Source organism: Thermogemmatispora onikobensis, assembly GCF_001748285.1.
In the GTDB taxonomy this organism is placed as follows: Bacteria; Chloroflexota; Ktedonobacteria; order Ktedonobacterales; family Ktedonobacteraceae; genus Thermogemmatispora; species Thermogemmatispora onikobensis.
Map to the genome: position 1 here is coordinate 52,493 of NZ_BDGT01000019.1, position 13,763 is coordinate 66,255.

Annotated in this window: 10 protein-coding genes; 4 read left to right on the forward strand and 6 right to left on the reverse strand. The window is 61.0% G+C overall.

Features of this window, described 5'->3' with window-relative positions:
• Positions 1-75: 75 nt before the first annotated feature.
• Both BGC09_RS10355 and BGC09_RS10360 read left to right on the forward strand, forming a co-directional pair.
• On the forward strand, positions 76-1,278 hold the full coding sequence (locus tag BGC09_RS10355) for a histone deacetylase family protein (protein WP_069803931.1): 1,203 nt from the start codon (positions 76-78) through the stop codon (positions 1,276-1,278).
• Positions 1,279-1,323: 45 nt separating this feature from the next.
• A complete protein-coding gene (locus BGC09_RS10360) occupies positions 1,324-2,208 on the forward strand; it encodes a GNAT family N-acetyltransferase (RefSeq protein WP_069803932.1) in 885 nt (294 codons plus the stop codon).
• A 188-nt stretch (positions 2,209-2,396) separates the two neighbouring features.
• Here the strand turns inward: BGC09_RS10360 and BGC09_RS10365 are convergent, their stop codons facing one another.
• The 6 genes from BGC09_RS10365 to BGC09_RS10390 form a co-directional block, all read right to left on the reverse strand.
• Positions 2,397-4,265, reverse strand: a complete 1,869-nt coding sequence (locus BGC09_RS10365; RefSeq protein ID WP_069803933.1) for an adenylate/guanylate cyclase domain-containing protein — start codon at positions 4,263-4,265, stop codon at positions 2,397-2,399.
• A 246-nt stretch (positions 4,266-4,511) separates the two neighbouring features.
• Positions 4,512-5,420, reverse strand: a complete 909-nt coding sequence (locus tag BGC09_RS10370; protein ID WP_069803934.1) for a complex I NDUFA9 subunit family protein — start codon at positions 5,418-5,420, stop codon at positions 4,512-4,514.
• Positions 5,421-5,966: 546 nt separating this feature from the next.
• The gene (locus BGC09_RS10375; protein WP_069803935.1) at positions 5,967-6,179 is read right to left on the reverse strand and encodes a helix-turn-helix domain-containing protein; all 213 of its coding nucleotides are present in this window, start codon (positions 6,177-6,179) and stop codon (positions 5,967-5,969) included.
• Between the two features lie 341 nt (positions 6,180-6,520).
• A complete protein-coding gene (locus BGC09_RS10380) occupies positions 6,521-8,920 on the reverse strand; it encodes a sensor histidine kinase (RefSeq protein ID WP_084658373.1) in 2,400 nt (799 codons plus the stop codon).
• A gap of 36 nt (positions 8,921-8,956) precedes the next feature.
• A complete protein-coding gene (locus BGC09_RS10385) occupies positions 8,957-9,745 on the reverse strand; it encodes a response regulator (protein WP_069803937.1) in 789 nt (262 codons plus the stop codon).
• Between the two features lie 502 nt (positions 9,746-10,247).
• Positions 10,248-11,084, reverse strand: a complete 837-nt coding sequence (locus BGC09_RS10390) for an SGNH/GDSL hydrolase family protein (RefSeq protein ID WP_069803938.1) — start codon at positions 11,082-11,084, stop codon at positions 10,248-10,250.
• Between the two features lie 358 nt (positions 11,085-11,442).
• Here BGC09_RS10390 and BGC09_RS10395 point away from each other — a divergent pair, with 358 nt between their 5' ends.
• Both BGC09_RS10395 and BGC09_RS10400 read left to right on the forward strand, forming a co-directional pair.
• Positions 11,443-12,243 carry a type 1 glutamine amidotransferase gene (locus BGC09_RS10395; protein WP_084658375.1) on the forward strand — a complete coding sequence of 267 codons (801 nt, stop codon included), beginning with the start codon at positions 11,443-11,445 and terminating at the stop codon, positions 12,241-12,243.
• Positions 12,244-12,686: 443 nt separating this feature from the next.
• Positions 12,687-13,616, forward strand: a complete 930-nt coding sequence (locus BGC09_RS10400; protein ID WP_069803939.1) for a PP2C family protein-serine/threonine phosphatase — start codon at positions 12,687-12,689, stop codon at positions 13,614-13,616.
• The last annotated feature ends 147 nt before the right edge of the window (positions 13,617-13,763 follow it).

The window sequence follows — 13,763 nt, forward strand, 5'->3', positions numbered from 1 at the left end:
TGGCCTCCGGCCCCCACCCCGGACAATCCCACTAGCTGGGAGCTGGGGCCAGTCCCCGCCTGGCGAAGAGGAGAGATGACAACAGCACTCGTCTACGACCCGATCTTCTTAGAGCATATTACGCCGCGCCGGCACCCCGAGCGCCCCGAACGTCTGCAGCGAGCAATGGCAGTGCTGGAGGCCCTCGGCTGGCTCCAGCGGGAAGGACTGGTCCTACTCCCACCACGCGAGGCCAGCGAGGATGAGCTGGCTCTGGCCCACGATCGCCTCTACATCCGCGCAGTGCGCGCCGCGGCAGAGCGCGCCGCCCGCGAAGCCGCCGCTGGCGGACGGGTCTCCCATTTCTTTGCGCCAGAGACCTTCGTCTCCGGTCGCTCCTATGAGGCCGCGGCTAAGGCCGCCGGCGCCGGCCTCACCGCCATCGACGCCCTCTTCAAAGGCGAGATCGATAATGCCTACTGCCTGGTCCGCCCGCCCGGCCACCACGCCGAGTACGACGAGGCCCTGGGCTTCTGCCTCTTCAATAACGTTGCTATCGCCGCCCGCTACGCCATCGAGCACTATGGCCTCGAACGAGTGATGATCATCGATTTCGATGTTCATCACGGCAATGGGACCCAGAACATCTTTTATCGTGATCCGCGCGTCCTCTACTTCTCAACCCATCAGGCCCCGTTCTATCCAGGCACAGGACGCTCGGACGAGCGCGGCGAGGGGGAGGGCCTGGGCACGACCATCAACGTGCCATTGCCGGCCACGACCGGCTTTGAGATCTATGAGCCGGTCTTTCGTCAGGTGATGGCACCCGCCGCCGACCGCTTTCAGCCACAGCTGATCCTGGTATCGGCAGGCTTCGACGCCCACTGGAAAGATCCCCTGGCTAACATGTATCTGTCGACCGCTGGCTTCGCTCAGCTGATGATGATCATCATCGAACTGGCGAAATATCTCTGCGATGGCCGGCTGATCATGATCCAGGAGGGCGGCTACGATCTGCAGGCAAACGCGGCCTGCGTCGCTACCAGCATTAACTTGCTGCTGGGCGACGACGCCGCTGTCGATAGCCTTGGGCCGGCCCCGGAGAAGCCTTTCCGCATCAATACGGATGTGCTCATTGCTGAGCTGCGGCGCATCCACAAGCTGACTGGCTACCGCATGCGCAATGCACCGCGGCCAGACATCGCCAGGCTACGACGCGAGGTCAAAGGACCAGAGGCGGAGATCCCCGCCAGCGATCCCGCCAGCAGCAACGGCAAGGGAACGGATGGCAATCCCTGACTGAGCGAGCCAGGGCAATGATGCCACTATGACCAAGGAGGCCCCATGCAGACAGGTTCGCAGCACGTGCGTCCTCTGACCTCCTGCGATCTCGCCCACGTTCAGAAGCTCCTGCTGTTCTCAGACTACGTCTACCAGCGCTTCACAGCCCCGGAGCTACCGCTCCTCCTGGAGCACTACCCCGCCTGCGGTCTCTTCCACGACGAGCAGCTGGAGAGCTTCCTGCTCTTGCAGGCTGTGAATCCGCCCGTGGCCTGGATCGGCGGCTTCGGCGTGAGCTGGAGCGAACATCGGCGCGCCTTCGAACACCTTGACCGCTTGCTGGCCTATCTGCAACCCGGCCTGCAGGCGCGCGGCGTCACGCAGCTCTATTATTCGGGCAACGACCTGGATCAAGATTGGCTGCGCACACCGCTGCTGAGGCGTGGCTTTGAGCTGCATGCTCTTCTCTACGCCTACGATAAATTCGACTATCGCGTCCCCACCTCCGGCAACCAGGAGATTACCGTGCGCAGCGTGCGCAGCAGCGACTTCGAGGCTCTTTGCGAGATCGAGCGGCTCTGCTTCGCCCCGCTCTGGCGCTACGATGCTCCGGCCTTCGCCGACATCGCCGCTACTCATCCCTACTTCGTCGTGGCGGAGCTGGCGGGGCAGATCGTCGGCTACCAGTTCAATACCGTCGATGAGGGCTATGGCTACCTGATCCGCATCGCCGTCCATCCGGCCTTCAACGGACAGGGCATCGGCGCCCGCCTGATGGCCGAGGCGATCAGCTTCTTTGCCGGCGCGCACGTCCGTCGTATCATGCTCAATACCCAGGAGGATAACCAGCGGGCCCACCGCCTCTACGAGTGGTTCGGCTTCGTGCGGATGCCTCAGCGCGGCTTCATTCTGCGCAAAGAGTTGCCCGCCATGAACACCTCCTGCTGAGACGATACCTCGCCTTACCCCTGGATGACGTAGGAGAGGAGCAGCAGCGAGCCGAAGAATGGAGAGAGGGAGCCTGGGGCGGCCTGCTGGTCGTGTCTGAGGCAGGACACGACCCAGGCCACTCGCCACCTCTCTTGCCCGGCTGGCGCGCAAGGAATGGTCCCAAGGCTGACCAGTCTCCTGATCAGTTAGAGGCTATAGACCCCCGTCAGGCGCATGACCTCCAACGGCTCGGAGCGATTCTTGACGGAGACCGTCCCAACATGATCGATCTGCACATGCTGGCGCACACGATGGAAGGTCGGCGCATTCAAGTAAATATTATTATCGTCGGCCCTGGACTGGAGGCGGGCCGCTACGTTGACGGTATCGCCGATGGCCGTATAGTTCTGAATGCGACCGCGCGAGCCTATATTGCCCACGATCGCCAGGCCCGTATTGACCCCAATGCCGAACTTCACAGGCACCTCGTTGGGATGACGACGCGCATAGTCAAGAATCGCCTGACGCATCTTCCAGGCCGCGCGCACCGCCCGCAGGGGATGATCGTCCTGTTCCAGCGGGGCATTGAAAATAGCCATCAGCTCATCGCCCCAGAAGGCCGTCAGCGTCCCCCCTTCATCCCAGATGGCTTCTACCATCAGATCCAGGTAGTTATTGAGGAGATTCATCATCTGCTCCGGCGGGAGCCGCTCGGCCAGACTGGTATATCCCCGGAGATCAGCGGAGACCACCGAGATCTCGCGGGTCTCCCCACCAAGCTTGAGCGAACGCGGGTCCTCGATCAGACGCTTCACCACGCTGGGATGGACATAGCGCCCAAAGAGCGACTTGATCTCACGCGCCTCGGCCTGCGCACGCTTCAGATCGGTGCGGTCGTCAATGACAAGGGCGGTGCCAATATGCTGGCCATGCTCATCGCGCAGGGCAGTCACATAGAAATTCATATTAACCCAGCCCAGCCCCGCAACCTCTCCCTCGAAAGCCACCGGCACGCGCGTCCCATGCTCATGGTGCAGCAACGCCTCCTGTAGCAGCTCAACCAGGCCCAGCTCCGGGAGCGCCCCGAGCACCTCGCGGTAATGCTTACCCAGCACCGCCCGCTGGTCCAACTTCAGAATCGCGCCCGCTGCCCGGTTGAAGGTCGTGATGATCCCCTGGGGGTCGGTGGTGATCACGCCGTTGGCAATCGAGGCAAAGATGTTGTCCATGTACTGCTTATCTTCGTTGACCTGACGCAGGGTGCGCTGCAGGTCAGCGAAGAGGCGGGCATTGTCGATGGCAATGGCCGCCTGATGGCAGAAGGCAAAGAGCAGGTCGCGCTGCTGTGGGCCAAAAAGGTTGGCACTGATGCGGCTATCGACATAGACAGCTCCAATACAGCGGTCGCGTACTACCAGCGGCGCGCACATAATGGAGCGAATGCGGTTTTCAATGATACTGCGCTGATCCTTGAGATCCTGGTCTTCCTGAGCATCGCTCGTCAGGATCGGCTGGCGCGTCTGGACGACGCGATTGACCGTGCTCTGGCTGATGCCCAAGTTGAAGGCATCGCGCTCCAGGCTGCGGGCGTCCTTAGTACGTGCGATCTTAAACTCCAGCTCGCCCCGGGCATTGAGCAAGGCCAGGAAGCCCCGTTCAGCCCTCACAAAGCTGATCACCTGATCCATGACCAGGCGCAGCACCTCGTCGAACTCCAGCGTCGAGTTCAAGGTACGCGCGATTTCATAGAGCGTTTCCAACTCATGGCGCTCGCGCTTGAGGGCCGTAATACTGCTGCGCAGCTGCTCCTGCTCACGCTCTAGCGCTGCTGTCTCGTGGTGTTCCAGCCGTCGCTGGAGACTCAGCATGAGCTGGCTCAGGCGCGACAGCTCCAGATCAGCGCGGCGACTGACCATCAGGGTCTTACTAAGAAGCTGGACACGTGGATCGCTCAGATGACTGGCATAGGTTCCCTCAACAGCGCGCTCCAGCTCGTGTGTGTGCTCATGTAACTGGCCAGAAATACGCTTCAGGGTCTCGCTGAGCGAGTGCAGCTCCCCCAGGTCCGTCAACACTGTGCGTCCCTCCCTCCGAAGCAGCCAGAAGATGATGAAGATGAAGATGCCTCTCTTCGCAACGCAGCCTTATTATAGCACAGGGGCAGAGCAGACAAAGAGTGACTATCAACCTGCTCCATGAGAGATACAGGGGAGACGGGATAGACCAGCCAGAGCGAGGCCCAGGGCTCTAGCGCCGCCGCGCCTCGCTCCAGACCCAGAGGCATTCTGCGCTCGGTCGCTTGATGGCACAATCAATCTTGACTAGAGGCCGTCCTTGCCTTTCTGAGCCAGGTAGCTGCGCAGCGAGAGGGGCCGGAAACCAAACTGGCGCTCGACAGCATCGAGGGCCGTGATATTGTCGAAGGTAAAGAGGGTCAGGGCAGCCCGCGTAATTGGGGGCTTGGGCAGCACCAACTCCATAGCCGTGGCCCCAATGCGAGCCATGAAGAGCGGTAAAGGCAAGGTGGGACGTCGTACCTGCAGCGTCTCCATCAACAGGTTGATGATTTGGGCAAACGTATAATACTCGGGTCCCCCGACGACAAAGGTCCGCTTGCGGCTGCCCGCCGGATCGTCTAGCAGGTGCAGAATGACGCTGACGACATCTTCGACATAGATCGGCTGGAAGCGCAGCGAGCCGCCGCCGATCAGGGGCACGACTGGCGCGCTGTGGATCAGATCCGCCAGCCCTTTGAAGAAGGGCGCGCCTTTCCCAAAGAGGACGGAGGGCTGCACGATGCTCCATTCGAGGGCACTCTTTTTGAGGACCTCCTCGGCCAGGTAGCGCCCTTGCATGTAGCTGCCGGGCCGGTCTGGCCTGGTCCCCAGGCCGCTGAGTTCGATCATGCGCCGCACTCCAGCGGCCAGCGCGGCATTGACCAGGTTGGTGGTACCAGCGACGTTGGTTCCTTCATAGGTATTGCCCGCCGACTGCTTGCGATCGGCAGTCATAAAGGCCGCATGGATGACAGTGTCAACACCACGCAGGGCCGGCTCCAGCGAGGCCGGATACGTGGTCGCTCCTTCCACCAGCTCGATATGCTCCACTGGCAGGAGCTGAGCCGCGCGGCGACGATTGCGTACCAGACAGCGCGGTCGCTCGCCGCGCTCGACAAGCCGCTGCACCAGGTGCCTTCCAATAAAGCCAGTTGCACCGGTAATCAGGATCATAGCTTCTCTCCTCACTGCTGCCACCTCTGCGCTCTTGCAGCCGCTCTCCACTGGCTGCTAGCTGGCGCTGTGTGACAGACATGCTTTCTTCGCCAGCGATGGCGAGATCCCTTCAGAAAAGAAGACGTCACAGGAGCCTTCAACAGAGACCACCTCCTTCGAGGAGAGCGGAGCCAGGCTTGCCGACGACTACTTCCCCAGAGCAGACAGGCCGCCGTATGACGCTGAACCCGGCAGACAAGCCAGCAGGAGCAATCAGAAGCCAGCCAGATCAGCCAAAACAAGCCTCGCCTGCCGCTGGCTGGCAGGCGAGACGAAATAGCTCACCCGTTCATCGGTCGCCTGGCCTGCCCCGGCTCGCGCGAATTACAGATTCGCCAGGGCAGCAGCATCCGATCAGGGAGAAGAGTCAGCAGCAGCCTTCTCCTTCCCTAACCCGGCCCTCGCCAGCCAGGTCCCGAGAACGACAATCTCTCACTAGCTAACGCTCCCCAGGATCGCCACCAGTAGAGCATCATCGACACCGCTCCTTGGACAAGCCTGCCGCTATTTCGTGATATTGAGACCGTCCACATGTTCGACCTCAATACGCCGGCCTAGATGGCGCTCCAGCACCTTGAGAATTTTATTGACGGTGACACGTGTTGTCGGGCCACCGTGGCTAATGCGGGTGATCGTTGCTGGTGCAATACCCGTCTCGCGGGCCAGCTCTGTCTTTCGGAGGGCTGCTTCAGCGATCAGGTCGTCCAGTGTTGGCATCTCACTCTCTCCTTCTCTCTCTTTATAGAGCAACATTATAATTATAGTATATAACACGAATAACACATTTTCTTAAGAAAGTCAATAAAGAGAAGCAGAGAGGGTTTTCATTATGGATATCTTTTGGCAGCAAAAGGGAAGCATGTCTTTACACTATATAGAACCGCCTGGCTTGAAGATTTAGGGGAAGGCAGAAGAGGAAATCCCAGGTGAATAGGAACAATGCCGTTGAACATAAGCACAGCAGTAACCAGGAGGGCTGGAGCGGGTTCGCGGGCAAGAGCGGTTCCCAGAGGTGGCCAGACGGGCCTGGGTAGAGGGAGAGCAGACCTGGACCTCCCTCAGAGCAGGGTTTCGGCGGGCAGGTGGATACGCACCGCCACGCCCTCATCTGGGCCGCTCTTAATCGTCAGACTGCCGCCGGCAATAGCCAGGAGAGCGCTATGGGTCAGCAGGCCGCCGCCGGTACCGCTGGTAGTCGCGTCGGCGGCAGCGATCCCCACGCCATCATCAGCCACTATCACCTCCAGATCGGGATCACAGCGAGCCTGCAGCGTCAGGCGCAGGCGGCGATGGACATCGCTGCCGCGAGCATGGCGAGCGGCATTGCGCAGCGCCTCCTGCACAGCGGCAAAGATCAGCTCCGCAATGGCGGGCGGTGTTACCTCATCGATGTGTGTCGCTGTCTCTTCATCCACCTGCCAGCAGACCTCATCGAAGGCATCATGAAAATCCTGCTCCAGCATCGTCCGAATAGCCTGGACCAGCCCCTCGCGCTCCAGGCGATAAGGTGCACCGGGCGTCGTCGCGCGCATCAGGGCCGCCAACTGACGATGGGCGCTACTCACCAGCCCAACCGCCTCCTCGAGTGCCGCACGGGCCGCCTCCTGACCATCCTGGCGCGTCCCCATACGCAGCGTCTCCAGATGCAGGAGCGCCAGATGCATCTGAGGCAGAATCTCATCATGCAAAATTCGCCGCTGCTGAGCGCCCAGCAGCTTCACATCGACAATGCGCCGGCGTAGCAAAGCCGCGACGGCCTGCATCGCCTCATGATCGCCAATTGTATCGAGAATGCGCTGCCCACAGGCCTGGGCCAGATTCATATCCTCCTTAGTGAAGGTCCCACCATCCTCGCGCGGCCCCAAAAAGAGGGTCGCCACCAGCCCGCGCTCATCGTAGAGAGGCATCACCCAGCAGACCAACGGCTCGCCGCTCACCAGGCGCAGGCGTAAGCGATAAGCCAGCGGCGTCCCGGCTCCACGCCCACCCGGGGGACGGCGCGGCACCAGCTTCACCAGGGCATCCGTCTCAGCGGAGGCCGTTCCTTCGCCGCGGCGCGGCAGCTCCGTTCCATTGAAGCGGGCATCAGCCGGCCAGCGATAGCTAAAGGTGCGGCGCATTGGGCCAGCCAGAATCACCAGGCGCGCGCAGCGCACCGCCAGGACACTCTGGCAGAGTGAGAAAAAGAGGTTCTCCAGCTCGTGCTCACTCTTCTCCGCGCTCGTATTCAGCCAGTGGCGCAGGCTCGTACTACTCAAAAAGCGGCCCAGCAAGGCAATATAGCGATCATGAGCCTGGTAGCTGCTCCAGGTAAAGAGAGCGTAGGCCACTGTCGCCAGGCAGGTAATGCAGAGCAGCCCACCCAGACTACTATGCGTCAGCGAAACCAAAAGGGCGATGAAGAGCGCCACCGCCGTCGCCACAATGACGATGCCGCGCCACTGCTCAAAGAAGCCTCGTCGCGCCAGTGGGCGCTCAATCAAGATACCATGACGGACAATCGAGTAGCCGATGACCAAAATGATCAAAGCCACCACCAGGTTGGCGACCAGATCAAGCACGAGCAGGCCCGGGGGAATGGACCGTAAAGGTGGCACAGCCAGCAGCGGCGCCCCACGCCCCAGCCAGCGCAGCATTGACCACAGCCCGGCCAGGCCCAGGCCAATAGTCAGGGCCACCATCAGTAAAGCCGCCAGCAGCAAGGCCGGGCGCGCCAGGTGCCAGGAGAGCTGCGGCTCCTCTAACAATTCTACCTCCGTAGGATCATCCCAGAAGGCTTCTAACAGGGCCCGCCGCAACGCAGGCCGGGCCCCCCCCCTCCTGCGCGCCCGCAAGCTCAGCCCCACAGCCCGCCCGCCGGCCACCACCACCTGCTGAATACGACTGGAAGTAAACCAGGGGCCGATGGCGCAGAAGGCGACATAGACCAGAAACAGGAGCGGCAGCAGGAAGAGCGGCGAAATCCAGGCCCGCCCCACACTGGGAGGCGGCGCGCTATAGGCCAACAGCTGCAATGTTTCCACAAAGGTAAAGGTCCGGCGATTGAGCAACAATAGTAAGAGCAGCGCCGTCCCGAGAACGGCCCCTAGAGCCAGCAACCAGGGAATGCGCCGTCGCCAGCCAGCGTTGATCAGCGAGGCATAGTGCAGGCCGATAGCGAACCAGATATAGGGCACCCAGAGCGCCGGAAACCAGGCGGCCTGCCAGAGCAGATTGAGTAGAGGGCGCAGAGCCGGCTGATCCAGCGGCAGCGTAATCAGCAGGGCATGCACGAAGAAAAAGAGGGCACTCAGCGCCAGACCCACCACTCCCCAGAGCGTGATACGCGCCCGATGATCACCGTTCAGCCAGACCGTACTCGCCAGCCAGAGGAAGGTCACCAGATTAAAGATCGAGACCGCCAGCGTCAGCGTGCGCAGCAAGGTGACCGGAGCAAGCAGTGTCTCAAGAGCCATCATTTCCCTCACAACAGGCAGATCGACTGAGCGGCCCGGCTAAGAAGAGGCCTCCTCTCCCTCGCTGGCATAGAAAGGCACCCACTCGCCCTTGCGATTCTGCACGTAGGCCACTCCCTGCTCATCCCAGATGATCATGCGATTGAGCGTGTAGATCAGCGTCGCGCGCGCGCGCGCCACCTTCTCATCAACCGCTGACTCGCTCAAGCCCCAGGCGGCATAAATGCGTCCATTGGTGCGGCTCACCGCACGCTTATCGTGCAGATTCAGACGGGCCGCAATCTGCTCATTGGTCATGCCCTGGGCCAGCAGCTCGGCAACACGCAACTCGTTCGGCTCCAACAAGGCGCGCGGCGACTGCTCATCCAGACTGCGCACCTCCTGCACACGGTCCTCGATCTCGGGATCAACGAAGCTGCGACCACTGATAGCATCACGCAGCAGCGGCACCAGCATGCTCGGCAGCAGATAATTGCTTTTACGAACGTAAGCGTAGTGCGTTAGAATACCAGAAGCGCGAAACTCGCGATAATACTCATCGTCATCCTGAATCGAATAAAAGACCACCGGCATGCGGGGGCGCTCACGGCGAATAGCGACCGCCGCCGCCACGCCGCTCATCGCCTTGCGCCCCAGGGCAGGATCACGCAGCTGCACGTCCATGAGGATCACATCCATATCCAGCTCGCAGGCGCGCGCCACGGCCTCACGTCCCGTGGCGGCCTCACCAACCACCTGGACAGCCCCCGTCGCCTCAAGGCCCTCACGCAGGGCCTTGCGCAAGGGGCCGTGATCATCGACCAGCAGCAGCTTCATCGGAGCATCCATAGCCGGAACGGAAACAGCCCTCCTTTTGGTCCGTTGGGAGCACCAGAGCACAGAGCAACAGCACCTTGCCGCTCGGATCAGGCACCATGCCAGGCCAAGGCCACACCTTTCCCTATCTTCCTGCAGACTAGAACGTTCCAGCCCGACGCCAGGGAACAGTGCGCGCCCTTATTATACACCGCTGCCGTCCTGAGAGAGCAGAACCTCCCAGAAGGCAGGTTAGATGAGGAAAGAAGCGGGCGCAGGAGGGCCAGAAAGCGGGCGGGCCGACAGCCGGGGGGTGCCCCTTCCTCGCAGGGAAATGCAACAGGCTGTCGGCCCACCTGCCAGCAGATGAGGCGTGGAGAGCGCACCCGCCACCACCACCCTGTCTAGCTTCTCCTCAGCAGCTCAACAGAGGAGAAGCCAACGGAGCCAGAGGGGCAGAAGCTGAACGGACGTGGCAGCATCGCGTCAGCAACTGCCGCCCTTGATTGATCTGAGCGACCAATGTTCTCCAGTCCTAGTAGCCGGCGGTCTGCTCAAAAGCCTGGGCAATCACCTGGTAGCCCTTGTCCGTTGCATGGATGTCGTGGAAGACACTGCACATCCAGGTATAGCTACAAATGTTGTTATTGGGGACAGCGGCCCCTCCAAAGGCAGAAAAGACATCGACGAGCACCCCAAAGCCCTGGACATCGCTCGCCAGATGCTCATTGAGCTGCTGAGTATAGGGCACCGTGTTGGGGCAGATGTTCTGATAGGGATTGTAATAGTTCATCACGAGCACATCGCCCGTCACCTGCCCGTTCACCGTAAGAGCCGCCCGCAGCTGGGGCAGAATCACCTGGCGCAGATTATAGTCCAGCGTCTGCAAGGCACTGGTGCTGCCAGTGGTATCGATCGCACAGGTCTGCGAGTTCAGATAGGGCAGGACATCATTGGCCCCGATATCCAGGGTCACAGGGCTGACCTGGCCCGGATGGGCTCGCAGGAAATTGAGGGCGGCATTCAGCTGAGAACCAACGTAGGGATACTTGCGCAGGAGGGGAAAAGGACATTTGCCGTTGAGGAAGGTGACGCTGGTCTCGCCCGGACAGGCCAGGTTGACCATGTTGGTTGTGCCATGCGCCTTCAGATCCTGGAAAAAGTAGTTGCTGTAGCCGTGCGTGAAGTCAAGGTCAGGCTGGAAGCCGAAAGCGAGGGAGTTTCCCAGGACAAGGTAGTACTTCTTTGGGCCGACCAGCTTCAAGCCCTGGGCATGAGCTGCACGCACATCAGGGGTAAGAATAAAGAGGAGTAGCACGGTCAGGACGAAGGGTAGCACCAGGCGGCAGCAGGAAGGTATGCGTTTACCCATACATGACCCCCTTTGGTGTCAGGGCTAACATTGCAGCAAGCAGTGAGGAAAAGCACACACCCCTGTTACATAGTATACAATCTGAAACAAAATAATACAAGACATTACATAGCAAAACAACCGTTTGTCCCCTGGCAGGCAGCGACAGCGTCAGCCGAGAGGAAGGCCGGGACGGCTCTCGGCGCAGCGGGTTCGACCAGGCCTTGACCCAGGCCGCCTTCTCAGCTATAGTCTTCAGAGAAAGCAAGCGGCAGGTCTCGGCGAGGCCAGACCGGGCAGGCGCAAGAGGCCGGGTCGCGCTCTTTTTCTTCCCCGGTCGATCGGGAGCGCTTGAGGCAATGAGACAGGTAATGCGGGTATGGAGCAGACGCAGCAGACGGGACAGATAGAACAAATGAGGCAACAGAGCCGCTCGCAGCGCGTTTTAGCTATTCAACAGATCTGGGATGATCCTCCCGGCTACCTTGGCGAGATCCTCGCTGAGCACGGCATCGCCTGCGATACTGTGCACGCCGAGCGGGGCCCGCTGCCGGATCATCCGGGTGACTACGGCGCCCTCCTCGTGCTGGGCGGTCCCCAGCATGTGGGCGAGGATGAGCGCTACCCCTATCTCCGCCAGGAGCAGGCCCTGATTCGCCAGGCTGTTGAGCAGGACATTCCTTTCCTTGGCATTTGCCTGGGAGGACAATTGCTTGCGAATGTGTTGGGAGCGGAGGTCAAACGGCACGATTTTGTGGAGCTGGGCTTCTACCAGGTGCAATTGACCGAGGCCGGGCAGCGCGACCCGCTTTTTGAGGGACTGCCGGGCTATCAGCAGGTGATCCACTGGCATGAGGACGTCTTCGGCCTGCCTGCAGGCGCCGTTCTGCTGGCCACCAGCCCGAGCGCGCCTCATCAGGCTTTCCGCTATGGGCGCTGCGCTTATGGATTGCAATACCACATCGAGCTGACGCCCGCGATGCTGGACCTGTGGCTCTATACCCCTGACTACCGCGAGGAAATTATCTCGCTCTTGGGGCCTGACGCTATCGAGCGCCTGGAGCAGGAACGCGCCCGCTTCTATCCGCTCTATCGCCAGCATACGCGCCTGGTTTTCGAAAACTTCCTGCGCCTGGCCGGGCTTCTGCCAGCACCTTCTGGCCATGAGCCAGGCAGGTAAACAGGCAGGCCAGAAGGCGGGGAACTGGCCAGCCCGCCCTGCTGGCCTCCTTGTGCTCATGCCTGCCTGCTGTGAGCGAGCAGGACGGGTAGTCGGCGCGTTTCGGTCTCGTATTTGCGTAAGCAGTTGACCAGACAGGGATAGCATACTATAATTAGCGTAAGCGCGATCAAGGGACAATTTCCCTCGCTATTCCTCGCCTGGCGAGGTCTGATGCTTTCCTCGCCCACTGCGAGGGATCGGTCGCCGTCCATCGGCATGGCCAGGCCCCCAGCAGGGCTAGCCCGTCGTACGGCGCTCCAGGTCCAGAGCCCGTGCCAGGAGGCGACTCAGGCGCACGGCCAAGCACGCTACCATATCTGCACCAGACATGCCTTGTCCTGGTCTGTACTGCTATGTCACGACCAAGCCGTGGAGTGGAGCTGAAGGAGTCATTGATTACAATGCCGCATGCAAGAGGCCGCCGGCGCCAGGCCAGCGTCGCCTCTGAGCCGTCTCGCTTTGTGTTTTCTGCCTGTAGTATCCCCTGTGAAAGGCACCCAGAGCACAACGAGGACAGTTTTATCTCTGATGCCTCAACTGGCCTGGCCGCTGTTTTCGATGGCGTCGGTGGCAGCGCCGCCGGCGAAATCGCCGCTCGTATCGCGGCCCGCTGCACGCATCAGGGCTGGAAAACTGTGATGCGCCGCCTGCAACAGCGTTACCCCAGCGGCCTCTTGCTGGATCAGCCGGGAGAGCACCATCAAGAGCTTGGCCGCTACTTGCGCGAGGTGCTGGAAGAGGCCGACGAGCTGATCCGCACGGAAGGCGCGCAGCTGGCCGGAACCGACGACCTGGCGACAACGGTCGCCCTCGGCGTCTTTTGCCCCCTCTCTAATGCCCCCGGAGCCTTGCTCTTCTATGCCCATGTCGGCGATAGCCGCATCTATTTACTCCGACCCGGCGAGCCGCTCCGCCGTCTGACCACCGACGATGGCTTGCTGGGAAAGTTGGTGGAAAATAAGGTGCTCAGAGATAGCGATGCCCTGCGCATCGATCAGGCGATGCGCTTCGAAGATCTCTCGGATCTGGAGCTGAACTACTTCCGCTGGCGCGGCGGCATTACTCAGGCCCTCGGCGGCCCCCTACCCCCCACTATTCACGTGGACCAGACGACGATCGCTCCAGGCGACCGCGTGCTCTTCTGCACCGACGGCATCCACGATAATTTGACCGATGAGGAGATCGCGGCTTTGCTCAAGGCTGGCCCCCGCTCTTCGGTGGCTCGCCTCCTGGTCGAACGCTCGCTACAACGCTCGCGCGAGGAGCGCCATCTGACCATTCGAGCAAAACCCGATGATATCACTGCTGTTGTTGTGACCTGCCGCTTCTAGATCTCCTCTTGGAAGCATGGCCCTCTCTTCTCTCGCTGTACATGAGCAGTCTCCCCCCAAAAGTACCAGGCACATGTGTCGATGTGCCTATCGATCGTGACAGTATGCTACACTGTTCCCTGCTTCAAGGCTTTCCAGTAAGATAGA

Coding starts and splice junctions, on each gene's coding strand:
- BGC09_RS10355 (WP_069803931.1), top strand. CDS start 76: ATGACAACAGCACTCGTCTACGACCCGATCTTCTTAGAGCATATTACG.
- BGC09_RS10360 (WP_069803932.1), top strand. CDS start 1,324: ATGCAGACAGGTTCGCAGCACGTGCGTCCTCTGACCTCCTGCGATCTC.
- BGC09_RS10370 (WP_069803934.1), bottom strand. CDS start 5,420: ATGATCCTGATTACCGGTGCAACTGGCTTTATTGGAAGGCACCTGGTG.
- BGC09_RS10375 (WP_069803935.1), bottom strand. CDS start 6,179: ATGCCAACACTGGACGACCTGATCGCTGAAGCAGCCCTCCGAAAGACA.
- BGC09_RS10380 (WP_084658373.1), bottom strand. CDS start 8,920: ATGATGGCTCTTGAGACACTGCTTGCTCCGGTCACCTTGCTGCGCACG.
- BGC09_RS10385 (WP_069803937.1), bottom strand. CDS start 9,745: ATGGATGCTCCGATGAAGCTGCTGCTGGTCGATGATCACGGCCCCTTG.
- BGC09_RS10390 (WP_069803938.1), bottom strand. CDS start 11,084: ATGGGTAAACGCATACCTTCCTGCTGCCGCCTGGTGCTACCCTTCGTC.
- BGC09_RS10395 (WP_084658375.1), top strand. CDS start 11,443: ATGGAGCAGACGCAGCAGACGGGACAGATAGAACAAATGAGGCAACAG.
- BGC09_RS10400 (WP_069803939.1), top strand. CDS start 12,687: ATGCCGCATGCAAGAGGCCGCCGGCGCCAGGCCAGCGTCGCCTCTGAG.